Annotated in this window: 19 protein-coding genes and 1 tRNA gene; 13 read left to right on the top strand and 7 right to left on the bottom strand. The window is 67.1% G+C overall.

The genetic code is table 11. The features are described 5' to 3' along the window. Nucleotides 1-24: 24 nt before the first annotated feature. Nucleotides 25-1248, bottom strand: coding sequence for a dipeptidase (locus AC07TU_RS04670; RefSeq protein ID WP_495186729.1), 1224 nt, complete (start codon nucleotides 1246-1248; stop codon nucleotides 25-27). Nucleotides 1249-1417: 169 nt separating this feature from the next. On the opposite strand from AC07TU_RS04670, the gene AC07TU_RS04675 reads away from it, so the two are divergent. From AC07TU_RS04675 to AC07TU_RS04700, 6 genes are all read left to right on the top strand, one after another. Continuing rightward, the gene (locus AC07TU_RS04675) at nucleotides 1418-2029 is read left to right on the top strand and encodes a TetR/AcrR family transcriptional regulator (protein ID WP_495186730.1); all 612 of its coding nucleotides are present in this window, start codon (nucleotides 1418-1420) and stop codon (nucleotides 2027-2029) included. A 335-nt stretch (nucleotides 2030-2364) separates the two neighbouring features. Beyond that, nucleotides 2365-2772: a hypothetical protein gene (locus AC07TU_RS04680; protein ID WP_495186731.1), complete on the top strand. Its 408-nt coding sequence runs from the start codon at nucleotides 2365-2367 to the stop codon at nucleotides 2770-2772. Next, entirely contained in the window at nucleotides 2769-4040 is a 1272-nt protein-coding gene (locus tag AC07TU_RS04685; protein ID WP_495186732.1) for an efflux RND transporter periplasmic adaptor subunit, read from the top strand. The genes AC07TU_RS04680 and AC07TU_RS04685 overlap by 4 nt, the downstream gene beginning before the upstream one ends. 162 nt (nucleotides 4041-4202) lie before the next feature. After that, the gene (locus AC07TU_RS04690; RefSeq protein ID WP_495186733.1) at nucleotides 4203-7376 is read left to right on the top strand and encodes an efflux RND transporter permease subunit; all 3174 of its coding nucleotides are present in this window, start codon (nucleotides 4203-4205) and stop codon (nucleotides 7374-7376) included. Between the two features lie 184 nt (nucleotides 7377-7560). Further along, complete coding sequence (locus tag AC07TU_RS04695) at nucleotides 7561-8976, top strand: efflux transporter outer membrane subunit (protein WP_495186734.1); 1416 nt, start codon at nucleotides 7561-7563, stop codon at nucleotides 8974-8976. A 123-nt stretch (nucleotides 8977-9099) separates the two neighbouring features. Then, entirely contained in the window at nucleotides 9100-9705 is a 606-nt protein-coding gene (locus AC07TU_RS04700) for an aspartyl/asparaginyl beta-hydroxylase domain-containing protein (RefSeq protein ID WP_495186735.1), read from the top strand. A gap of 69 nt (nucleotides 9706-9774) precedes the next feature. Here the strand turns inward: AC07TU_RS04700 and AC07TU_RS04705 are convergent. Next, nucleotides 9775-9849: transfer RNA gene (locus tag AC07TU_RS04705), tRNA-Thr, on the bottom strand. A gap of 103 nt (nucleotides 9850-9952) precedes the next feature. Between AC07TU_RS04705 and AC07TU_RS04710 the strand changes: the two genes are divergently transcribed. After that, complete coding sequence (locus tag AC07TU_RS04710; RefSeq protein ID WP_495186736.1) at nucleotides 9953-10087, top strand: hypothetical protein; 135 nt, start codon at nucleotides 9953-9955, stop codon at nucleotides 10085-10087. A gap of 57 nt (nucleotides 10088-10144) precedes the next feature. On the opposite strand, the gene AC07TU_RS04715 is transcribed toward AC07TU_RS04710, so the two are convergent. Next, on the bottom strand, nucleotides 10145-11947 hold the full coding sequence (locus AC07TU_RS04715; protein WP_495186737.1) for an aminopeptidase P family protein: 1803 nt from the start codon (nucleotides 11945-11947) through the stop codon (nucleotides 10145-10147). Nucleotides 11948-12192: 245 nt separating this feature from the next. On the opposite strand from AC07TU_RS04715, the gene AC07TU_RS04720 reads away from it, so the two are divergent. Together AC07TU_RS04720 and AC07TU_RS04725 are read left to right on the top strand one after the other, a co-directional pair. Next, nucleotides 12193-12855, top strand: coding sequence for a L,D-transpeptidase family protein (locus AC07TU_RS04720; RefSeq protein ID WP_495186738.1), 663 nt, complete (start codon nucleotides 12193-12195; stop codon nucleotides 12853-12855). 79 nt (nucleotides 12856-12934) lie between these two features. Next, on the top strand, nucleotides 12935-13414 hold the full coding sequence (locus AC07TU_RS04725; protein WP_495186739.1) for a methylated-DNA--[protein]-cysteine S-methyltransferase: 480 nt from the start codon (nucleotides 12935-12937) through the stop codon (nucleotides 13412-13414). A gap of 6 nt (nucleotides 13415-13420) precedes the next feature. Here the strand turns inward: AC07TU_RS04725 and AC07TU_RS04730 are convergent, their stop codons facing one another. After that, nucleotides 13421-15676 carry a penicillin acylase family protein gene (locus tag AC07TU_RS04730; RefSeq protein WP_495186740.1) on the bottom strand — a complete coding sequence of 752 codons (2256 nt, stop codon included), beginning with the start codon at nucleotides 15674-15676 and terminating at the stop codon, nucleotides 13421-13423. 208 nt (nucleotides 15677-15884) lie between these two features. On the opposite strand from AC07TU_RS04730, the gene AC07TU_RS04735 reads away from it, so the two are divergent. From AC07TU_RS04735 to AC07TU_RS04745, 3 genes are read left to right on the top strand one after another with little or no spacing between them, the layout of a single operon-like run. Beyond that, nucleotides 15885-17483 carry a hypothetical protein gene (locus AC07TU_RS04735; RefSeq protein WP_495186741.1) on the top strand — a complete coding sequence of 533 codons (1599 nt, stop codon included), beginning with the start codon at nucleotides 15885-15887 and terminating at the stop codon, nucleotides 17481-17483. Nucleotides 17484-17539: 56 nt separating this feature from the next. Beyond that, complete coding sequence (locus AC07TU_RS04740) at nucleotides 17540-19606, top strand: S9 family peptidase (RefSeq protein WP_495186742.1); 2067 nt, start codon at nucleotides 17540-17542, stop codon at nucleotides 19604-19606. A gap of 2 nt (nucleotides 19607-19608) precedes the next feature. Continuing rightward, entirely contained in the window at nucleotides 19609-20229 is a 621-nt protein-coding gene (locus AC07TU_RS04745) for a DJ-1/PfpI family protein (protein ID WP_495186743.1), read from the top strand. Between the two features lie 24 nt (nucleotides 20230-20253). Here the strand turns inward: AC07TU_RS04745 and AC07TU_RS04750 are convergent, their stop codons facing one another. Then, nucleotides 20254-20955 (bottom strand): SecDF P1 head subdomain-containing protein, encoded by a 702-nt coding sequence (locus AC07TU_RS04750; RefSeq protein WP_495186744.1) that lies wholly within the window; start codon nucleotides 20953-20955, stop codon nucleotides 20254-20256. Between the two features lies 1 nt (nucleotide 20956). After that, nucleotides 20957-21139, bottom strand: coding sequence for a hypothetical protein (locus AC07TU_RS04755; RefSeq protein ID WP_495186745.1), 183 nt, complete (start codon nucleotides 21137-21139; stop codon nucleotides 20957-20959). Between the two features lie 150 nt (nucleotides 21140-21289). Here AC07TU_RS04755 and AC07TU_RS04760 point away from each other — a divergent pair, with 150 nt between their 5' ends. Next, a complete protein-coding gene (locus AC07TU_RS04760) occupies nucleotides 21290-21853 on the top strand; it encodes a thermonuclease family protein (protein ID WP_495186746.1) in 564 nt (187 codons plus the stop codon). A 106-nt stretch (nucleotides 21854-21959) separates the two neighbouring features. On the opposite strand, the gene AC07TU_RS04765 is transcribed toward AC07TU_RS04760, so the two are convergent. After that, nucleotides 21960-22301 carry a hypothetical protein gene (locus AC07TU_RS04765; RefSeq protein ID WP_495186747.1) on the bottom strand — a complete coding sequence of 114 codons (342 nt, stop codon included), beginning with the start codon at nucleotides 22299-22301 and terminating at the stop codon, nucleotides 21960-21962. Between the last annotated feature and the right edge of the window lie 162 nt (nucleotides 22302-22463).

Consider the following 22463-nt stretch of genomic DNA (forward strand, 5'->3'; position numbering starts at 1 on the left):
CCCGGCGGGCGGCCCGTCCTGCATTTATCTGGCGCGCGCAGCCTGCGCCGCTCCCCAGACACGCAGGAAATTCCCGCCCCAGATCGCGTTGATCTGATCGGCGGAATAGCCGCGCTTGAGCAGTTCCGCGGTAACGTTGGGCGCTTCGGCCTCGCTGTCGAAGCCGGTCACGCCTGCGCCATGGTCGAAATCGGTGCCGATCCCGACATGCTGCCAGCCGATCCGTTTTGCGACATAGTCGATATGGTCGGCATATTCGGCCAGCGTCGCGCGCGGCGCCGCGGCGCTGGCCGCGTCGAGATAGGCTTCGCGCTGTGCGGGCACGAGCGTGTCGCTGTCGTCATAGGCGGTCTTGTACGCAGCCGGCAGGCCGAATTTCACGCGGACCTGTGAGACCCTGGCGCGCTCGGCCTCTGTTGCGACGTGCAGATAGGCGGAAAAGGGCGTGAGCTGGACGATCCCGCCATTCGCCTTGATCGCGTCGAGCTCGGCGTCGCTCAGGTTGCGTGTGTTGTCGATCAGCGCGCGGGCGTTGGAATGGGTCGCCGCGACCGGCGCCCGGCTGAGCGCGAGGGTCTGGCGCAGCGCATCGGTCGAGAGCTGCGACACATCGATCAGCGCGCCGAGATCGTTGAGCCGTTTCACCGCTTCACGCCCGAGCGGGGAGAGGCCGTTATGCTCGGCCACCGGTTCCTTGTCGGGCCGCGAACTGTCCGAGAAGGCATTGTGCCCGGCATGGTTGAGCGCGAAGACGCGCACGCCGTCGCGATAAAAGGCGTCGAGCTGCGTGACGTCGCTGCCGATCGAGCGCGCATTCTGGAAACCGATGATCAGCGCGATCTTGCCCTGCGCGTGCAGCGTCTCGACCTCGGCAGGCGAGCGGGCGATCCCGACCGCTGCCGGGTTGTCGGCGGCAAGTTTCCGGATCAGGTCGAGCTTGGCATCGGCTTCCTTGCGTGCCGCAGCGACGCCCGCCGCATCGCGCGGGCCGGGACCGACCGCGACCGACAGCACCACCGCATCGACTCCGCCGGCCTTGAGGTGCGGAAGATCGACGCGCGATCCGCCGCCCGGCAGATAATAGCGTCGCGGTGTTTCGGGCAGCAGCACATCGGCATGGCCGTCCAGAACCAGTGCCTTCGCATGCACCCCGGCAGCGACCGGAGCGGGGGCGTCCTTGGCATTTGCCGCGGGCAACAGCGCCAAGGCCGTCGTGCCGATCAATCCCGTGAGTAGAAGCCTGCGCATCGAATCGTTCCTCCGATAGGTTCAGGCTCCGCGCTAAATCTATATCTATTCAGTAGGAGTTATGCAGAAATTCGGCTTTCAACGGGTGAAGTCAGGCCATTGGCCGGAACTGTTACGGTCCGTCTCCGCAGTTGTATTATAGGTCGCTGTGATTTATATACCGTCCGATATGGAAAGCGTTCTGACCCTGCCCACCAAGGGGCGCCCGCGTGAATTCTGCGTCGATGCGGCGCTCGCCGCGGCGCTGCGTGTGTTCTGGAGCAAAGGCTATGAAGGCGCCTCGCTCAACGATCTGACCGAGGCGATGGGGATCACCCGTCCCAGCCTCTATGCTGCGTTCGGCAACAAGGAAGCCTTGTTCCGCAAGACGCTCGACCTCTACGAGCAGGAGAAGCTCTGCTATATCGGTGCCTCGCTCGAGCAGCCGACGGCGCGTGAGGTCGCGCGGCATCTGCTCAACGGAAGCATGGAAAACCAGACTAGCAAGAGCGAGCCGCATGGCTGCCTTGGCGTGATCAGCTCGGTCGCGTGTGGCGAGGAGGCGGAATGCATCCGTCAGGAAGTGCTCGAGCGCGGCAAGGTCGCGCGCCGCGCGCTGGTCGAACGGCTCGAGCGCGCCAGGGTCGAGGGCGATCTCCCGGAGACGGCGGATGTCGAGGGGCTGACCAGCTTCATCTATGCGATCATGCAGGGAATGGCGGTCCAGGCCGGAGCCGGTGCGACGCGCACCGACCTCGAACGGCTGATCGAAACCAGCATGGCGATGTGGCCGTCCAAATAAGGACTTTCAGCCGCCATCGATAAAAATATATCGAGCGGTACGAAAAGCCATTGACGCAACGCAGCACGATTTCTATACCGTGTGGTATAGAAGATGGGCGAGCCTCCCCGGAGCGCCCCCTGGCATCGAAAGGGAAACGATGCGGCGATGTACGATTTTCTGAGGACTGACATCGGGCGCTGACGCCCGGTCCATCCGACATCCAGTTCCGGCCGCAGTCCGGCGAGCATGTGCTTCGCCGCATGAGGCTGCGCATCCGCCGGACCGCAAATCTGAAAACACCGCGTGCCGGTGAGCGATGACGTTCGCCCGGCGCGCAGAGAGGAGACACGACCATGGCCTATCTCGCCTTTGCCGAAGCCGGTGCCGGCCTTCCCGCTGCCATCGCCCCTGCGGCTCCGTCCCCCAAGACCGCCAACCTCGCTGCACGCGCGCAGTTCACTGCGCTCGAATGGTCGGTGGTCGCCCTCGCCGAGCGCGATCCGCTCTCCACCTTGCGGAACCCCAGCCGCATGGCGGTCGCGCTCGGCAACCTTTTCGGGGATACCCGCAATCCCAAGCTCGCCGACCCGAAGCTCGAGGCGCTCCGCCGTCTCGCGGTGCTGACCTGGCACCACGGCTATCGCGTCGCCGAATCCGCCGTGCGTGCGTTCGTCGCCGCCGGTTTCACCCTGCAACATTACGAGCTGCTCGCGGGCAGCATCGTCAGCGCGCGCGTCAAGCGCCGGAGCAATTCGCGATGAACATGATCACCCGTATCGAACCCATCGAAGACCTTCCCAAGCGCCGTTTCCGTGACCTGCCTTTGTGGCAGCGCGCGTCGGCGGTGGTGCTGCCGCTCGTCGCCATCGGCGTCGGTGTCGGCGTCTTCAACCGCGAGAGCCCGGCGATCGCCGGGCCGCCGCCGCCCACCGTCACCGTCGCGACGCCGCTGGCACGCGACCTGACCCAGTGGGACGACCATGTCGGCCGCTTCGAGGCGTCGAAGAGCGTCGAGGTGCGTCCGCGCGTCTCGGGCGCGGTGACCGCGGTGCACTTCACCGACGGCGCGATTGTTCAGAAGGGGCAATTGCTCTTCACCATCGATCCGCGTCCTTTCACCGCCTCGCTCAACGAGGCGCGAGCAGGCGTGGCACAGGCACAGAGCGATCTCGCTCTGGCCGATGCCGATCTCGCCCGCGCCAGCCGGTTGCTGACCGAGGATGCGGTGTCGAAGAGCGACTATGATCGCCTCGCCGCCCGCGTCCGTGCGGCCCGCGCTTCGCTCGCCGCAGCGCAGGCCCGGGTCGGCGGCCGTGCGCTCGACGTGCAGTTCACGCAGGTCCGTGCGCCGATCACCGGCCGCATCTCCGACCGCCGCGTCGATGCCGGCAACCTCGTCTCCACCGCAGATGCGGGCGGCGGCACGCTGCTGACCACGATCAACGCGCTCGACCCGATCTATTTCACCTTCGACAGCTCCGAGGCGCTCTACCTCAAGGCGCAGCGCGAGCGGTCGAAGTCCGGGGCGGCGGCGCAGCAGGTCGAGATCCGGCTGCAGGACGAAAGCGGCTATAACTGGAAGGGCCGGGTCGACTTCACCGACAACGGGATCAGCGCCCAATCGGGCACGATCCGCGCGCGTGCGGTGATCGACAACCCCGATTACTTCCTGGCCCCTGGCATGTTCGGCAATATGCGCCTGACCGGCGGATCGCCCGAGCGTGCGCTGCTGGTTCCGGACGCTGCCGTCCGCACCGACCAGGCACGCAAGGTCGTGTTCGTGGTCGGCAAGGACGGCACGGTTGCCGCCAGGCAGGTGACCCCGGGTCCGCGCATCGGCAACCTCCGCACCATCCGTTCCGGCCTCGCGCCGACCGACAAGGTGGTGATCCAGGGGCTGCAGATGATCGCGCCGGGCGCCAAGGTGACCGAGCGTGTGGGCAAGATCGAACTGCCCCGCGCCCCGGCTGCCCAGCCGGCCACGCAGGTCAACGAACCCGCGGCGTCGCAGGCAACCCTCGCGCGCTGAGAGACTTTTTGATGCGGTGCCAGCCCGCTCCCCCGCCCGGCCACCCATAGGGTAGCTTCGCCCGGTGGCCGGGCAGGGGAGCGGGCCGGCACCGCCAACATCAAGCGAATGAACCAACTCCGCTCGCGGCTCCGCGGGCGGAGCTAGCCAAGGCTTTGCCCGATGCGCTTCAGTCATTTCTTCATCCGCCGCCCGATCTTTGCGGGCGTGATCGCGATCCTCATCACGATCATCGGCGCCTTTGCCTATTTCGGGCTGCCGGTGTCGCAATTCCCCGCCGTCGTTCCGCCGACGGTCACGGTCAGCGCCAATTATCCGGGTGCGTCGGCCGAGACCGTCGCGGACACCGTTGCCGCGCCGATCGAACAGCAGATCAACGGCGTCGACAACATGCTCTACCAGTCGTCGCAGTCGACCGGTGACGGGCGGGTGACGATCACCGTCACCTTCAAGCTCGGCACCAACCTCGATACCGCGCAGGTGCTGGTGCAGAACCGCGTCGCGCTCGCCGAGCCCAGCCTGCCCGAGGAAGTCCGGCGGCAGGGCGTGGTGGTGCGCAAGACATCGCCGTCCTGGCTGATGGCGGTCAACGTGCTGTCGCCCGACAACTCGCTCGATCGCGGCTATGTCTCCAACTATGCGCTGACCCAGATCAAGGACCGGCTGACCCGCATCGACGGGATCGGCGACGTCCAGGTCTTCGGCGCGCGCGACTATGCGATGCGCGTATGGATCGATCCGGGCCGCACCTCGGCGCTTGGCCTCACCGCAGGTGAAGTCGTTGCCGCCCTGCGTGCCCAGAACATCCAGGTCGCCGCCGGTACGGTCGGCCAGCCGCCCTTCGACACCGGCGCCGCGCAGCAGCTCAGCGTCGAGACGCAGGGCCGCTTCAAGACCGCCGACGAATTCGCCGACATCATCGTCCGTACCGATGTCTCGGGCGCGATCACCCGCGTCCGCGACGTCGCGCGCGTCGAGCTCGGCGCCGAGGATTATGGCGTGAACGCCTATCTGTCGGGCCAGGACTCGATCATCATGGGCATCACCCAGCGGCCGGGCACCAATGCGCTCGCCGCGGCGGAAGGCGTCAAGGCCGAGCTGGCCGAGGCGTCCAAGAGCTTCCCCAAGGGGCTCGAGTACCGGATCATCTGGAACCCGACCGAGTTCATCAGCGAATCGATGGACGCGGTGGTGAAGACGCTGTTCGAAGCGGTGCTGCTCGTCGTCCTCGTCATCCTCGTCTTCCTGCAGAGCTGGCGCGCCGCGGTCATCCCGATCGTCGCCATTCCGGTCTCGCTGATCGGCACCTTCGCGGTGCTGGCGGGGCTTGGATACTCGCTCAACACATTGTCGATGTTCGGCCTGGTGCTCGCCATCGGCATCGTCGTCGACGACGCGATCGTCGTGGTCGAGAATGTCGAGCGCAACCTCGAACACGGCCTCTCCCCGCGCGAAGCCTCGCACAAGTCGATGGACGAAGTGTCGGCCGCGCTGGTCGCGATCGTGCTGGTGCTGTGCGCCGTGTTCGTTCCGACCACCTTCCTCACCGGCATCACCGGCGAGTTCTATCGCCAGTTCGCGGTGACCATCTCAGCCGCGACGATCATCTCGCTGATCCTCTCGCTCACCCTCTCGCCCGCACTCGCCGCGCTGCTGCTCCGCCCCAAGGCGGAAGAGGCACCGGCAAGCGGCTGGCGGCGCGTGGTGTGGCGCGCGGGCAACTGGTTCAACCGCAACTTCGATCGCCTCGGCGACTGGTATGCCGGGATCACCCGACGCTTCGCCTCCGCCCCCAAGCGGATGTTCGCCACCTATGCCGGCCTTGTCGTCGCGACCGGTCTGATCTTCACCGCGACTCCGGCCGGGTTCATTCCCGCGCAGGACCAGGGCTATGCGCTCGCCGCGATCCAGCTTCCCGCGGGCAGCTCGATCGAGGAGACCGACCGTGTGCTCAAAAAGGCGGTGAAGAAGCTGCTCGAGGTGCCCGGCACCGAGGCGGCGGTGATGTTCTCCGGCTTCGACGGCGCATCGGGTACCCAGGCGTCGAACGCCGGGGCGGCCTATGTCACCTTCAAGCCCTTTGCGGAGCGTGCCGGTACCGATCGGACCGAGCTCAACATCGAGAACGACATGCGTGCGGCCCTTGCCGACATGAACGAGGCGTTCGTCTTCGTCATCCCGCCGCCCGTCATCCAGGGCGTCGGCAATGGCGGCGGCTATCGCATGATGGTGCAGGACCGCAGCGACGCCGGCTATCAGGCGCTCGAAGCGGCTGCAGGCGGCGTGATCGGGGAGGCGCACAAGAGCAAGGAACTCGCCAACGTCTTCACGCTCTACAACACCGCCACGCCGCGCATCTATGCGAACATCGATCGCGCCAAGTCCGACATGCTCGGCGTGCCAGCGAGCCGCGTGTTCGAAGCGATGCAGGTCTATCTCGGCTCGTCCTACGTCAACGACTTCAACCTGCTCGGCCGCACCTTCCGTGTGACCGCACAGGCGGATGCCCCGTTCCGTGACGATCCGGCGGACATCGCCCAGCTCAAGACGCGTTCCAATGCGGGCGGGATGGTGCCGATCGGCGCCGTCGCGACCTTCGAGGACCGCACCGGGCCGTACCGCGTGACACGCTTCAACCTCTTCCCCGCGGTCGAGGTCGATGGCGACACCGCGCCGGGCTATTCGACCGGCCAGGCGCTGGCGAAGATGGAAGTGATCGCCAAGAACCTGCCGCAAGGGTTCGCGGCGGAGTGGACCGATCTCGCCTTCCAGCAGAAGGCGGCGGGCAATGTCGCGGCGCTGATCTTCGCGCTGTCGGTGGTGTTCGTCTTCCTGGTGCTGGCGGCGCAGTTCGAAAGCCTGATGCTGCCGATCTCGATCATCCTGATCGTGCCGATGACGCTGCTGGCCGCGATGCTGGGCGTCAACTTCCGGGGGCTGGACAACAACATCCTCACCCAGATCGGCCTGATCGTGCTGATCGGCCTTGCCGCGAAGAACGCGATCCTGATCGTCGAATTCGCCAAGCAGGCCGAGGAACGCGGCGCCACCGCGCTCCAGGCGGCGGTCGAGGCGGCACGGGTCCGGCTCCGCCCGATCCTGATGACCAGCTTCGCCTTCATCCTGGGCGTGCTGCCGCTGGTCACCGCCTCGGGTCCGGGCTGGGAGCTGCGTCAGGCGCTGGGCACGGCGGTGTTCTACGGCATGATCGGCGTCACCGCCTTCGGCCTGATCTTCACCCCGACCTTCTACGTCGCGTGCCGCGCGCTCGCCGACCGGATCAAGCGCCGCCCCCGCGGCGGTGCCCCGGTGGCCGAAGTGCAGCCCGCCGAGTGATGTCGATGTTCGTCGTCTCTCATTCCTCCCCCAGCTCGCTGGGGGAGGGGGACCGCCGCGAAGCGGTGGTGGAGGGGCGGCGGTGGAACACCGCCGTGCTTCGCCCGGCGACCCCTCCACCAGCCTTCGGCTGGTCCCCCTCCCCCGTGCTGGGGGAGGAATTGAGAAAGAGAAGGAGCAAGCCATGCTTCGCAATCTGATGATCGCCGCGTCGGCGCTGGCGCTCGCCGCCTGCGCCACCGGCCCCGACTATGCCGCCCCCCAGACGCCCTCGGCGGCGGCGGGCAAGTTCGTCGCCGCCACCAGCCCTGCGGTCGATCCGCTCGCGCCGGTGCAGGGCGAGTGGTGGAAGCTGTACGACGATCCGGTCCTCGACCAGCTGATCGCCGACGCACAGGCGGCCAACACCGACATCCGCGTCGCGGTCGCCCGTCTCGACCGGGCACGCGCGGCGCTGCGTGCGGTGAAGACCGACCGGCTGCCCGAGGCAGGCGTCAGTGCCGGCGCCAATTATGGCCGCTCGCCCGCCGGGCAGCGCGCGCCGGGCTCGCCGCGGGAGGACTGGTCGATCGATGCGGGGCTCGAAGTCTCCTATGAGGTCGACCTGTTCGGCCGCGTCTCGCGCGGCGTCGAGGCGGCACGCGGCGATCTCGGCGCGGCGGAAGCCGATGTCGAGGCGGTCCGCGTCGCGATCACCGCCGAGACCGCACGCGCCTATGCCGATGCCGCGGCGACCGCTGAGCGGATCGCGGTGGCCGAGCGGATCGTTGCGCTGCTCGACCGTTCGCTCGCTCTGACCGAGCGGCGGCATCAGGTCGGGCTGACCACCAGCCTCGACACCGCCCGGATCGCGACGCTGCGCAACCAGCGCCGTGCCGACATTCCGGCGCTTTCCGCCGAGCGCGACGCGGCGCTGTTCCGCCTAGCCACGCTCACCGGCCGCGCACCCGCCGATCTGCCCCAGATCGCGGGTCAGCGGGTCGCGACGCTGCGGCTCGACCAGCCCATCCCGGTCGGCGACGGAGCGCAATTGCTCGCCCGCCGCCCGGACGTCCGCGCCGCCGAACGGCGCCTGGCTGCAAGCACGGCACGGATCGGGGTGGCGACCGCCGACCTCTATCCGCGGGTGACGCTCGGCGGGTCGATCGGATCGACCGGACCGGACATTGGCGACGTATTCGGCGGTGGGCCGCTGCGCTGGTTGCTCGGATCACTGATCAACTGGTCGTTCACCGGCCATGAGCGTGCCCGCGCTCAGGTCGCCGGAGCGGAAGCGGACAGCCGCGCCGCGCTTGCCGAGTTCGACGGCACCGTGCTGCGCGCGCTGCAGGAGACCGAGACGGCGCTGTCGGCCTATGCCCGCACGCTCGACCGGCGCATCGCGCTTCAGGCCGCGCGCGACGCTGCCGAGAAGGCAGCACGCATCGTCCGCGCGCAGCAGCGTGAAGGGCAGGTCGACGGCCTCGTCCTGCTCGACGCCGAGCGCAGCTTCGCCGAGGCTGAGGCCGAGCTGGCGGCGATCGATGCCGGGATCGCAACCACGCAGATCAACCTGTTCAAGGCGTTGGCGGGCGGCTGGGGAGCGCGCGCGGTCAGCTGATCCCTCGCGTTTCAAGGCAGTAAAGAGGTCAACCGCTGCCCCTAATAGCTGCCGCGCCGCACGATCCGCCTAGGCAGGATGGCGCGGCGCGGATAGGCTTGCGTCCGGAAGGGGCGCAGGGGAATGCAGGTTGAACCGATGATGCCGGTATTGTCCGGCGTAGACCTGCCCGACCGCGTGCGCCTGCCCCTTACCTTCGATGTGGACCGGCTGCGCGCGGACCTGGAGGTGGTGGATCGCGACTGGATCGATCACAGCGTGCGCCAGAATTACGAAGGCAACTGGTCAGTGCTCCCGCTGCGGCACAAGGCGGGCGCGACGCATCCGGTGATGATGATCTATGCTGATCCCGTCGCGACCGAATTTGTCGAGGGCCCGCTCCTCGCGCGGACGCCTTATTTCCGGGAGGTGCTGGCGCAGTTTCGGTGCCCGCTCCGCGTCGTGCGACTGATGCGCCTGACTCCGGGATCGGTGATCAAGCCGCATTACGACCATAACCTCGCCGCCGAATGGGGCACGGCGCGCGTCCATGTCCCGATCACGACCAATCCCGATGTCGAGTTCCTGCTCAACGGGACGCCGCTGGCGATGGCGCCGGGCGAAACCTGGTATCTGCGACTGGCCGATGAGCATGCGGTGGCCAATCGCGGCACCACTGATCGCGTGCATCTGGTGATCGACTGTATCGTCGACGACTGGTTCGCCGCGATGCTGCGTGATGCCGCCTAGCGCACGGGCCGACTGCCGCACCGCAGGGACCGGCCAAGCCGGTCCCGCGGTTTCATGCGGAAGGAAAAATGGTGCTGCCGGTGAGGATTGAACTCACGACCTCAGCCTTACCAAGGATGCGCTCTACCACTGAGCTACGGCAGCACTCGGCGGGCAGGGCCCGCGCGGGAGCGGCCCTTTTGCGCAGGGCCAGCCGGTTGTCAACCCGGTTGTCAGGGCGCGTGTGCCGGGTCTATCGCATCGCGCCATGAACGACGCCGAGAAGAAGGCCCGCCTCGCCGCCGCGCTTCGCGAGAATCTGCGCAAGCGCAAGGCGCAGGCGCGGGCGACGGGAGAGGCAACGCAGACCAGCTCCGAACCGAAGGACGGATCCTCCGACTAAACCCTTCGTCATCCCGGCCCTGTGCCGGGCTGACGGGTAGGAAACAGCGGGTTGCGACTATCTGGCCGTGATCGGCCGGCACTTTGCCTCCAGCCACACCCGTTCCTCGGGCGAAAGCTGCGGCCCCAGCACCTCAAGCACCTTCGCATGATAGGCGTCGAGCCAGCGGCGCTCGTCCTCGGTCAGCAGCGCGGGCTCGATCAGATCGCGCTCGATCGGGGCGAAGGTCAGCGTCTCGAAGCCGAGCATCGGCGATTCGGCGCCGGGAATGTCCTTGTCGATCACCAGCACCAGATTCTCGATGCGGATGCCGAACTCGCCGGCTTTGTAGTAGCCGGGCTCGTTGGACAGGAACATGCCCGCGCGCAGCGGCTCGGCCGGGCCGCCGCCCGGATAGTTGGGCTTGGCGATGCGCTGCGGCCCTTCGTGCACCGACAAATAGGCGCCGACGCCATGGCCGGTGCCGTGCGCAAAGTCGCAGCCGACTTCCCAGAGCGGGCGGCGGGCGAAGCTGTCGATCTGACCGCCGGTGGTGCCCGCCGGGAACACCGCGGTGGCGATCGCGATATGGCCCTTGAGCACGCGGGTGAAGCGGTCGCGCATCTCCTGCGTCGGTTCGCCCACCGGGATCACGCGGGTGACGTCGGTGGTGCCGTCTTCATACTGCCCGCCCGAATCGACGAGGTAGAGCTGGCCATTCTCTACGGCCAAGCTCGACTCCTCGGTCACCTTGTAATGCGGGATCGCGCCATTGGGGCCGGTGGCGGAGATGGTGTCGAAGCTGAGATCCTTCAGAACGCCGGTCTCCTCCCGGAACGCCTGGAGACGGTTGGCGGCCGCAATCTCGGTCACCCCACCCTTGGGCATCTCGGCTTCGGCCCATTTGAGGAAGCGCGTCAGCGCCGCGCCGTCACGCGCCTGTGCGGTGCGGTGGCCCGAAATCTCGGCCTCGTTCTTGATCGCCTTGGCCAGCACCACCGGGTCGCGCACCGCCAGGATCTTGGCGCCGCCCGCGTCGAGCGCGTCGAAGATCGCCGCCACCGACCCGGCCGGGTCGGCCGCGACGCGCTTGCCCGCGAATTGCTGGAGCGCTGGGGCAAAGGCGCTGCGGTCATGCACGCGCACCGCATTGCCCAGATGCTTGGCGACATCCTCGCCCACCTTGTCCTTCGCCACGAACAGGTCGGCGGTGCCGTCCGAATTGACGATGGCATAGGCGAGCGCGACCGGTGTGTGGCTCACATCCTTGCCGCGCACGTTGAACGCCCAGGCGATCGAATCGAGCGCGGAGAGGACCACGGCATCCGCCTTGCGCTCGCTCAGCCAGTCGGCGATCCCCGCGCGCTTGGCGGCGCTGGTCTGTCCTGCGGCATCGTCGCCCTGCACGGCAAGCCTGGCGTCGGAGGGGAGCGGCTGGTCGTCCCACACCGCATCGATTGGGTTGCTGGTCACCGCGACCAGCTCGGCGCCCTTCTCGGCCAGCGCCTTGCGCGCTTCCTCGACCCAGCCACGCGTGTGCAGCCAGGGATCATAGCCGATCCGCCCGCCCTGCGGCGCATGCTCGCCCAGCCAGCTCGCGATGCTCACCTGCGGCACCGGGACATAGTCCCAATGATTGCCGTCGACCTGCTGGCGCACCTGAAGCGTGTAGCGGCCGTCGGTGAAGATCGCCGCGGCCTCGGGCAGCACCACTGCGCTGCCCGCGCTGCCCTGAAAGCCGGTGAGCCAGCTCAGCCGCTGCGCATAGGCGCCGACATATTCGCTCATATGCTCGTCGGTCAGCGGCACGACGAACCCGTCGAGCTGCTCGCGCTTGAGCTGCGCGCGCAGTGCGTTCAGGCGATCGGCATAGGTGGACATGGGGTGTTCCTCAAAAAAGCGCGGGTCCGGCGGCTCCTTCTGCCCAATCTGGGGGCGGCATGCCCGCCTGTGAAGCCGTCCGGGTAATGGCGAATGGCTAGGCCGATCGCGCGGCTTTTGGAAGGCCGATCGGACGCCGGTTAACGGGCCTCAAGGCTGTGCCAGCATGGAACGTCGCCAAATCGGGGGTGGCCCCGGTCGCTCGAATCGCGGATCATGGCGGGACAGTTTCAGGGAGTCGGCACGTGCGTTGGAGTGGTTGGGCGATCAGGACGGGGCTTCTCGTCGGCGGTGTGGCCGCCGCGGTGGGTGCGGCCGCACTGGTGCCCGGCAAGTCGCCCGCCGCCGCGCCCGCAAAGCCCGTTGCCGCGGTTGCCCCGCAGCCCAAGGCGGCGGCTGCAAAACCGCCCGCGCCCAAGCCCGCTGAGCCCGCCCCCGAATCGCAGCTGGTCGTCAGGCGCATCCTCGACATCCCCGGCCCGATCCGCTTCGGCGAATATTTCTGGGACGCCGAGGGCATTCCTGCCGACGGGCCGCTGATCATCACGATCGACCTCGAGGCCGAGACGATGTCGGTGTTCCGCGACGGCTATGAGATCGGCGCCACCGCGATCCTCTATGGCGCGGACGAGAAGCCGACCCCGCTGGGCGTGCACAAGATCACGCAGAAGAAGGTGCACCACATCTCCAACCTCTACGGTGCGCCGATGCCGTACATGATGCGCCTGACCAATGACGGGGTCGCGATCCACGCATCGGAGGTCGAGATGGGCGCGGCGACGCATGGCTGTATCGGCGTGCCCAAGCCCTTTGCGAAGCTGCTGTTCGCGCAGGCCAAGCTCGGCGACCGGGTGATCATCACCCGGGGCAAGCGGCTGGGCATGGGCGGGGTGATTTCGGGCCATTGATCGCTTTGCCCGCAAGCCGCGGGAAGCGACGCTTGCGCGTCACGCCTATCTTGCGGAGCATATCCGCAGGAGACTTCCGATGACCCTTGTTCACAAAGATATCGCCTCGCCGGTCGGCACGCTGCGCCTCGTCGCGAGCGGCAAGGGGCTGGTCGCGATCCTCTGGCCCAATGAACGCCCCGGCCGCGTGCCGCTCGGCCCGACGGTCGAGGATGAAGCGCATCCGATCCTTGTCCGCGCCGCCGCGCAGGTCGACGATTATTTCGCGGGCCGGCTTCGTGCCTTCGACGTGCCGCTCGATTTCCGCGGCACCGATTTCCAGCGCAGCGTGTGGCAGGCGCTGCTCACCATCCCGTTCGGCGAGACGCGCAGCTACGCGCAGATCGCGGACCAGATCGGCCGCCCCACTGCCAGCCGTGCGGTCGGTGCCGCCAATGGCCGCAACCCGGTCTCGATCATCGCGCCGTGCCATCGCGTGATCGGCACCAACGGCACGCTCACCGGCTTTGCCGGCGGGCTCGAGGCCAAGCGGATGCTGCTCGACCTCGAAGCCGCGTGATGCCGCCTATTCCTTGATCGTCACCGCTTCCCCCACCTTTGCCGCTTCGATCTGCGCGGGGGTGAAGGGGAAGCGGACCCACGCCTTCTTGGCGTAGAGCCGCGTCTGGTCGGCATACCAGGGCGATGCCGGGTCGGGCGACTGGGAGTAGCTCAGCACCGTGTCCGCGACCGGCCCCTGCGCGTCGAAGCCGACCACCTGCACATAGCTTGATCCGTGGCGCGGGCTGACGCCGCCGGGCGCCGGGTCGGACATCTGCACGTTGAGCACGCCCAGCTGTCCGTCGCCGCCATGCACCGGAATCCGCTCGGCCCCGCGCTGGGCATATTGCACATCGCCCCAGCGTGCATCGAGCGCGACGCCCGCCTTGGTCACCTCTTCCGCAGCGGCCTTGAGCGTCGCGATCAGCTTGGCGCCCGTATCGCCCGCCGTCGTGAAGTCACGCGGGGTGTTGATCGGGTCCTTCGCGTCGAACGGCACCGCCCAGATGCCGGCGACGCTCCGCGCCTTCATCCAGAAACGGTCGAACAGCCATGCCCCGCGGCTGTCATTCTCGAACCGTCCGTCCCATTTGCCCAGCGCCGCGCAGGCTTCGGCCACCTCGGCCTTGTCTCCGCACAGCGCCAACAGCGGCTTCAGCACCAGATCGGCGGCCAGGCTCTTGTTGGCGAAGGCCATCGCCTGCGCCCGGGCATGATCGACCTTGCCGCCCGCGATCAGCGCATCGGTCTCGATGAAGCCCGATCGCGTGCGCAGCGACACCTGCTGGCCGTTTGCGCCCAGGATCGGCGACAGCGGTGCGTGGGGCACGCGCGGATTGCTCAGCCAATAGCTGTCGTTCATGTTCGCGACGTAATCGCGGCGCTGGTAGATCGCCTGATCCTTTGCGGGCATCAGCCCCGGCACTGCAGTCCCCGCCGCCGCGTCCCAGGCACAGGCCGATTTCGACCCGTCGAGCAGCACTGCCGCGCGTGCCACGGCGGGCGACAATGGCGTCGCGCAGGCCTTGATCTTCTCGGCCGAGACATTGGGTACCGAGGTCACATCGGCGTGCAGCGCGTCGCCATATCGGTCGGCGGCGATGGTGTTGACCCAGGGAATCGCCAGGCTCTGCGTCACCGCGTCGCGGATCTCACCGACATTGCGTGCCCGCGCGATCTTCAGCCAGGTGCCGATCGCGCGCTGGTTGCCACGATTGGCGTCGCGCAGCGCGAACGCCATCTTGTCGGTCCAGTTAGCCATCGCCTGCGGCATCGCCACCACCGGCCCGAAGCGCGTCGAATAGAGCGTTCGCTCGACCGATTTCCCGTCCGGCATCGGCACGCGGACGGTTTTCGCGGTCATCTTCTCCGCCTTGCCGTCGACCAGATAGCGGGTCGGGTCGGCGGGATCGAGCGCGAGCTGATAGAGGGTGAAGTGCCGCGCCGCGGTGACGGTGTGCGTCCAGGCGATGTCGCGGTTGAAGCCCAGGGTGGGGAAGGGCGTTCCAGCGATCCCCGCACCCGCCGCGTCGATCTTGCCGGGGATGGTGACGTGCATCTCCCAGAAGCGGCTCGGCCCGTGCCAGGGAAAATGCGGGTTGCCGACCAGCAGCCCCTTGCCGTCGGCGGTGACGTCGCCGCCGAACGCCCAGCCGTTGCTCGCAATCTCGAGCTTGTCGAAATCGGGCAGCACCGCGCGGCTCAAGGCGGCGGGCTTCGCCGTCCCCGGCGGCACCGCATTGGCGATGCCCGGCGCCAGCGCCAGCGAGCTGGCCAGCAGCATCTGCTTCTCGTTCAGCCGCAGCGTATCGTCCGCCGTGATCGGTCGCACCCACGCCTTGCCGCGGCATTCGGCAGGCACGCCTTGGGGCCCGATATCGCGGAGGTAGCGGTTATAGCCGGCGATATAGCCCTGGACGATCGCCATCGCCTCGGGCCCCTGTGCCCGCACGCCCTTGCGCAGCGCGGGCAGGTCGATCGCGCTGCGGAAGAAGATGTCGGAGGTGAGGTTGTCGACCGGCTGGAAGCCCAGGGTTGCGCGGTTGGCCGCACCGAAATGCAACGATCGTTCGCCCGCGACGGTCGCGAACTCCTCGGCGATCATGCACAGATTGTCCTGCGCATAGGCATAGCCGATGCCATAGCCCGCCCCGCGCCAGTCCTTGGCGCTGATATGCGGGATGCCGTGCTGCGTGCGCACGATCGTCGCTTCATAGCGCTGCGCCTGCGCCGTTCCCGCCAGCGCCACCAGTGCCGCGCCCGCCAACCATGCCCGATTCATACGCCCACTCCCGTTCGTTTCGGCCATGATGGCGCGAAGCTTACGTTCGCGGCAAGTGCATAAGGCGGGTAAGCGCGAAGGCGCGGGCAGCGCGCAATGCGTCCGTTCCGGTGTCTTCGAACCGGCTTGCGGTGCCCTGCGGCTTGACTCGTTTCGGTACTCAAATGAAACTCCGCGGCGGAACAGCCTGGCATTGAGGGGGGAAACAATGCCGAAGCCCGCTTGTCTGCTCGCCGCATCGGTTGCGGCGCTTTGTGTCGCGCTGCCGGCGCATGCCGGGCAGGAGAGTGCTGCGCAAACCGCTCCGGTCAGCGAGGTGCGCTTGCGAGAACTGATCCGCGAGGCGGAACTGGCGCGTGCCGAGGCACTGGCGGCATTGAAGCGCGCCGATACTGCGCTGGCCGCCGCACAACGCGCGCTCGACGCGGCCCCGGCGCCCCGGTCCGCACAGACGGTGGCAACCGGCGCGCCGACGCCCGCCGCGCACCGCTGCGACATGGCGGTCAGCGACGGAACGCAGCCGTCGACCGCCCAATGGGCGATCAAGCCCGACAAGCGCGAAATGGACAATGCCGGCGAGCGGGTGACCGGCCTCAACCTATATGCACGGGACTGCCTCAAGCTCAGCCAGGCCAAACAGTATAAGAACACCACCGATCTCGGCCTTCAGCTGACCGGCACCAAGGGCGACGGCGTTCTCGACGTCGTCGTGTCGCGGACCTTCCGCACCTTCACCAGGATCGGCGGCGCCGACGATGCGCCAGCCGACGATGACAAGTTCCGGTCGAGCTACACCCGGATCACCGGCGGCGGCTTCGCGGCGATCGGCACCACCGGTGACGCATCGCTCTTCAACCTCACCGACTTCGAATTCAGCACCGGCATCGGGTTTCAGCTCGGCGTCGAATGGGGCCGCTCGGCGACGAAGACCCGCACCGAGCTCGCCAAGTCGTTCAACGCCGGCATCGCCAAGGCGCGGCGCGAGTGCATCGCCTATCATGGCACGCTCGACCCGATGCTGAACGATGCGAAGACGCCCGACACCAATGTCCGCGAGGTTGTGCGCAACCCCGATCCGATCGCCCGATGCCAGGGACAGGGGCTGGTCGACTGGATGAAGGACCCATCGCGCAATTCGGGTTACTGGTCCGAGATCGTCGCCCCGCTCTGGGGCTACAAGCAGGACGCAGAGGTCTTTGGCGGCTGGCTGTTCCGCTACGGCTATTCGGACGTCACCTATCGCCCGATCAAGGATCCGCTGACCGGCGCGGTGGTCGCGACCACGCTGCTGCCCGGTGAGGTCAAGCTTCACACCGAACCCTTTTCGATGAAGGCCTATGCCGGGTTCATCGATCCGATCGGCGGCGGTTTCCTCACCGGCGGGAAATGGGGCGGCACGCTGTCGCTGACCTGGCGCCGCGAATACAGCTTTGCCGACAAGACCAAGGACCAGCAGATCTGCTCTCCGGCGGCGGCCGGATCGCCCTATGATCTGTGCACCAAGGCCAATCTGGCGGCCCCCTATGAACTCGACGGGCTGGTCGCCGGCGGTTCGATCAACCTCCAGATCCCGCGTTTCTGGTATCTCCCGTCACTCGCGATGAGTCTGCGGCCAAGCTACGCCCTCGACACCGATCGCTTCGGCCTGGAGGTGCCCTTCTTCCTGCTCACCGACACCGAAGGAAAACTCAACAGCGGGTTCAAGATCAATTGCCGATTCAAGGGGCGTACGCGGCAGGGGATCGACCTGCCCGAGGAATGCGGTGTCGGCATCTTCGTCGGCACGACGTTCGATCTGACCAAATAGCCGCACCGGCGCGCGAAGGGGTTCGAAAACGTCGCGGGCTTCGCTAAGCCGCGCGGATGACCGATCTTCCCAAGCCCCCGATGGCCGCCACCCGTCCCCACAGCTTCGAGCGTCACGGCGTTCGAATTGAGGATCCGTGGAACTGGTTGCGCGATCCGGGCTATCCCAACGTCACCAGCGAGGAAGTCCTTTCCTACCTCAAGGAAGAGAACGCCTATTACGACGCGGTGATGAAGCCGCTGAAGCCGCTCGCCGACACGCTGTTCGCGGAGATGCGCGGCCGCATCAAGGAAGACGACGCCACCGTCCCCCAGAAGGACGGCGACTGGCTCTACTGGGCCGATTTCGAGCAGGGCGGCGAATATCGCCGCTGGTGGCGCAAGCCGCTCGCGGGGGGCGAGGACGTCCTGATCCTCGACGAACCCGCGCTGGCCAAGGGCAAGGAATATTTCCGTCTCGGCGGCTTCTCGGTCTCGAACAATGGCCGCTGGCTCGCCTATGCCTATGACGACAATGGCTCGGAGCGCTTCCTGGTCCGGGTCAAGGATCTCGAGACCGGCGAGCATCTGCCCGACGAGATCCCCGGCATGCTCTCCGATATCGTCTGGGCCGCCGACGATTCCGGGTTTCTCTACGGCCTCGCCAACGACCAGTGGCGCACCGACAATGCCCATTATCACCGGCTCGGCAGTGATCCTGCCGACGATGTCGAACTCTATCACGAAAAGGATGAGGGCTATCGCGTCAGCGTCGGTGAGACCCAGTCGCGCAAGTGGATCGTCATCTCGACCGGCGACCATGTGACCAGCGAGGTGCGCCTGCTCCCCGCCGACAATGTCTTTGCCGACCCGATCCTCGTCGCCCCGCGCCAGGAAGGGCGCGAATATGATGTCGAGGAGCATGACGGCACGCTCTTCATCCACACCAACGACACGCACACCAATTTCCGCCTGTGCACCGCCGGCATCGATGCGCCGGGCGAGTGGGTCGAGCGGATCGCGCCCTCGCCGCATTTCTACATGACCGGGGTCACCACCTTCGCCGACTTCCTTGTCGTCGAAGGGCGCGAGGACGGGCTCGATCAGATCGAGCTGCACCAATATGCGGGCGGTGAAGGCAAGCGCATCGCCTTTCCCGAGGCAAGCTATGTCGCCGCGCTCGGCGACAACCCCGAATATGCGATGGATGTGCTGCGCATCGGCTATGAATCGATGGTCACGCCGGGCACTGTCTATGACTATCACGTCGCGACGGGCGAGTTGGAGACGCGGAAGGTCCAGATCATCCCGTCGGGCTATGATGCGTCGAAATACGCGACCGAACGCCTGAAGATCGTCGCACGCGACGGCACCGAAGTGCCCTGCTCGATCGTCTATCCCAGGGACTTCCCGCGCGATGGTTCGGGGAAAGTCTATCTCTATGCCTATGGTGCTTATGGCATCGCGATCCCGCCGGGCTTCTCGACCTCGCGCATGTCGTTCCTCGACCGCGGCGTCGCCTTCGCCATCGCGCATATCCGCGGCGGCGACGATCTCGGCCAGCAATGGTATCTCGACGGCAAGCTCAAGAAGCGCACCAACACCTTCAACGACTTTGTCGATGTCGCGAAGGGGCTGATCGCGCGCGGCTTCGCGCACAAGGGCGGCATCGCCATTGCGGGCGGATCGGCTGGCGGCGAGCTGATGGGCGCGGTGATCAACTCCGACCCGGACCTGTGGGGCGCGGTGGTCGCCGACGTACCGTTCGTCGACGTGCTCAACACCATGCTCGACGATACGCTGCCGCTGACCCCGGGCGAATGGCCCGAATGGGGCAACCCGATCACTGACGCCGAGGCGTTCGAGCTGATCCGCGGCTATTCGCCCTATGACAATGTCAGGCCTCAGGCCTATCCGCCGATCTTCATCTCGGGCGGCCTCAACGATCCGCGCGTCACCTATTGGGAGCCTGCCAAATGGGCAGCCCGGCTGCGCGCGACCAAGACCGACGACAATATCCTGCTGCTCAAGACCAATATGGGCGCCGGGCATGGCGGCAAGTCGGGCCGCTGGGAAAGCCTGCACGAGGCGGCGGAGGAGAATGCCTTCGTCCTGTGGCAGCTTGGTTTGAGTGAAGTGGAGTAACCATGCAGATCGCCGTCCTCACCCTCGAAGGCTATAACGAGCTGGACTCGTTCATCGCCGCCGCGATCCTCAACCGGATGCGGGGCAAGGGCTGGGCGGCGTACATCACCTCTCCGGCCGACGAGGTGACGTCGATGAACGGCGTCACCGTCCGTGCCCAGCGCGGCCTCGACTTCGTGGGCGAAGCCGACGCCGTTCTGATCGGCAGCGGCATTCGCACCCGCGACCATGCCGCCGACGGCGATCTGCTGGGCCGTATCCGGCTCGATCCCGCGCGTCAGCTGATCGGGGCGCAATGCTCGGGCACCTTGCTGCTCGCGAAGCTCGGGCTGGTCGGTGACCTCCCCGCGTGCACCGATCTCACCACCAAGCCCTGGGTGATCGAGGCGGGGGTAAATGTCATCGATGCGCCCTTTGTCGCGCACGGCAATGTCGCGACGGCGGGCGGCTGCCTGTCATCGCAATATCTCGCGGCGTGGATGATCGCCCGGCTGGGGTCGTTGCAGGATGCCGAGGAAGCGATCCACTATGTCGCCCCGGTCGGCGAGAAGGCTGCATATGTGGACCGCGCGCTGGGGGTGGTGCGGCCGTTCGTTGCTCAGGCGTCCGCACAGGCGGCTTAGCCGCGCAGAGAGAGCGAAAGGCCGCTAACAGGCGTCCGCGACCAGCACACGGGCACGCTCCAGCGTCTGCAGATCGCGCGCCTGAAGATAGAATCTGCCATCTTGAATCGGCTCGTTGATGTGCGGCTCGAAGATGACACGGCCATCGACGAGAACCGCGAGCTTGAGTCCGACGGCACGTTCAGTCAACGCCGCGAAGCTTCCCCGGCTTTCAGCGGTCAACGTGATGTGCAGCACCGGCTCATCTTGCCAGCCGCCCGTACCGATCTCCGCCCGCGACACGGTGTCCCGGCACAGCCGAAACGCACCGACCCATGCGCCCATGCGTTGCTGCGCGGCAGCTGACGAGAGGCTCTGCTCGATCTCGGTCAGCTTGGCGTTCGCATGGTCGAGTGCGGCCTGGACCTGCGCCTTGCCGCAGCGGCGACGCTTCTCGGGAAAGAAGGCCTCGTTGAAGAAGTATTGGGAGATCGCGGCGGAATCTTCGGCCGATCCCCAGATCGCATGGACCTTGCGCCGGGTATCCCAATATCGGCGGTTGAGCCGCTTGAAGCGCGCATCGGTACGATCCCCGTCTCCCGGATCCAGGCAGTTGCCGAGGAATTCGACCTCGATCGCGATGGTCGTGAAGGTGCCGATCAGCTGATCCGGGGGGCGGATATGCGGATTCGGCGTCGTACCTTGCAGAAGCAGGCCGGTCGCGACCGACAATGCCGCACCCGCCATCCTAACGCCCCTCTACCCCGCGTTCCTCCAGCTGCGTCCGCCGGTGGCAGCGGTGGCAGAAGGCGTAGTCGAACATCTCGGCCAGCACCCAGGCCTGGCGCTCCACGTCCCACGCCGCCCAGGCCTCCCGCGTCACGCCGGGGGTGCCGCAGCCCTCGCACACAAAGATGATCCGTTCGCTCATGCGCGCAGCGTTAGCGCGGGATCGCGCCGCTTTGGGGATAGTCCGCTCCGGAACGGATGCATCGCGGCCGGTCCGAAATGGCGGCAAGCCGCTCCGGATCCGTGCTGTCCCGAAAGGATTTGGTGAAGCCGGGCGGCTAGATTCACGGCCATGAACTTCGACAATCGCTGGCATCATGAGCATCGCACGCGCCGGACCTGGCGTGGTGCCCGACCCCGCCGCAGTTGGCGTTTCGGGCTGATCGCGGCGGCGGTTGCGGGAATGTTCGGCGGATTCGGCTGGGTGGCGTTCCCGCTGATGTCAGGCGCGGCGCCCGCGGCAGCGGATGCGCCCGTTGCGCTGTTTGGCCGCCCCGCTGCGACCCGCACCCGCTTCACCTTGTGCCACAGCGGCGGGGGCAGCAATTGTGTGGTCGATGGCGACACCTTCCGGATGGGCGGGGAGAAGATCCGCATCGCCGATATCGACACCCCCGAAACCCACCCCGCCCGCTGCGTCCGCGAGGCGGAGCTGGGCGCGGCGGCGACGCGGCGGCTGCATGCCCTGCTCAATTCGGGCGCGGTCTCGCTCGAGACGGCGGGGCGCGATGCCGATCGCTACGGGCGCAAGCTGCGGGTGGTTTCGGTCGATGGCCGCGGCGTCGGCGATGTGCTGATCGCCGAAGGGCTCGCGCGGCGTTATGCGGGCGGCTATCGCGAAGGCTGGTGCGACTGACCTGCAGCTAAAGGGCGGAAGCCGCATCCGCGAGATGCTGTCCGCGCGGAGGTTGCTCCCGCCCTCCCGGACCCGGTGGGTGGCCCGGACCATGTAACTCAGCTCATCAGCGCGGCGACAGCATCGACACCTCGGTCTCGACCGTCACGCGGCCCGCCGGGATGCGGATGCCCCGCTCGGCCATCTCCTTGCGGAAATCCTTCTCGGCATCGGCGACCTCGGCCTCGTACTCGGCATAGGCATCGACCCGGTCGGCTTCGTCGTCGGCGTCGGCCAGATCCTTGCGCAGCTCGCGCTTCGCCTCGCTGATCGACGTCTTGTAGTCGAGATAGTGGCTGTTGCTGTCGTCGAAGACCGGTTTCGACCGGTCGCGTGCCAGCGCCGGGCCATTCAGCACTGGCACACTCAGCATGGCCAGCGCCGCGGCGGTCAGGGTCAGGGTTCGCATCGTTCGTCTCCTCATGTTGCCATGAACCGGGGAGAGGAACGGCTGCCCGCACCGCCCGGTTGCTGTTGGAAACGAACGCCGCGACGGGTTTCTATGAGCGTGCCGGGGCGAAGCGTGGCGGGGAAGGGACGGGCCGAACGCGCTTGAAAAGGGCCGCGGACG

It is taken from the genome of Sphingomonas sp. GW821-FHT03E12 (assembly GCF_059420685.1).

Bases quoted from the DNA above. Each gene is read 5' to 3' on its own strand.
- AC07TU_RS04670 (WP_495186729.1), bottom strand. From the start codon at position 1,248: ATGCGCAGGCTTCTACTCACGGGATTGATCGGCACGACGGCCTTGGCG.
- AC07TU_RS04675 (WP_495186730.1), top strand. From the start codon at position 1,418: ATGGAAAGCGTTCTGACCCTGCCCACCAAGGGGCGCCCGCGTGAATTC.
- AC07TU_RS04680 (WP_495186731.1), top strand. From the start codon at position 2,365: ATGGCCTATCTCGCCTTTGCCGAAGCCGGTGCCGGCCTTCCCGCTGCC.
- AC07TU_RS04685 (WP_495186732.1), top strand. From the start codon at position 2,769: ATGAACATGATCACCCGTATCGAACCCATCGAAGACCTTCCCAAGCGC.
- AC07TU_RS04690 (WP_495186733.1), top strand. From the start codon at position 4,203: ATGCGCTTCAGTCATTTCTTCATCCGCCGCCCGATCTTTGCGGGCGTG.
- AC07TU_RS04695 (WP_495186734.1), top strand. From the start codon at position 7,561: ATGCTTCGCAATCTGATGATCGCCGCGTCGGCGCTGGCGCTCGCCGCC.
- AC07TU_RS04700 (WP_495186735.1), top strand. From the start codon at position 9,100: ATGCAGGTTGAACCGATGATGCCGGTATTGTCCGGCGTAGACCTGCCC.
- AC07TU_RS04710 (WP_495186736.1), top strand. From the start codon at position 9,953: ATGAACGACGCCGAGAAGAAGGCCCGCCTCGCCGCCGCGCTTCGCGAG.
- AC07TU_RS04715 (WP_495186737.1), bottom strand. From the start codon at position 11,947: ATGTCCACCTATGCCGATCGCCTGAACGCACTGCGCGCGCAGCTCAAG.
- AC07TU_RS04725 (WP_495186739.1), top strand. From the start codon at position 12,935: ATGACCCTTGTTCACAAAGATATCGCCTCGCCGGTCGGCACGCTGCGC.
- AC07TU_RS04730 (WP_495186740.1), bottom strand. From the start codon at position 15,676: ATGAATCGGGCATGGTTGGCGGGCGCGGCACTGGTGGCGCTGGCGGGA.
- AC07TU_RS04735 (WP_495186741.1), top strand. From the start codon at position 15,885: ATGCCGAAGCCCGCTTGTCTGCTCGCCGCATCGGTTGCGGCGCTTTGT.
- AC07TU_RS04740 (WP_495186742.1), top strand. From the start codon at position 17,540: ATGACCGATCTTCCCAAGCCCCCGATGGCCGCCACCCGTCCCCACAGC.
- AC07TU_RS04745 (WP_495186743.1), top strand. From the start codon at position 19,609: ATGCAGATCGCCGTCCTCACCCTCGAAGGCTATAACGAGCTGGACTCG.
- AC07TU_RS04750 (WP_495186744.1), bottom strand. From the start codon at position 20,955: ATGGCGGGTGCGGCATTGTCGGTCGCGACCGGCCTGCTTCTGCAAGGT.
- AC07TU_RS04755 (WP_495186745.1), bottom strand. From the start codon at position 21,139: ATGAGCGAACGGATCATCTTTGTGTGCGAGGGCTGCGGCACCCCCGGC.
- AC07TU_RS04760 (WP_495186746.1), top strand. From the start codon at position 21,290: ATGAACTTCGACAATCGCTGGCATCATGAGCATCGCACGCGCCGGACC.
- AC07TU_RS04765 (WP_495186747.1), bottom strand. From the start codon at position 22,301: ATGCGAACCCTGACCCTGACCGCCGCGGCGCTGGCCATGCTGAGTGTG.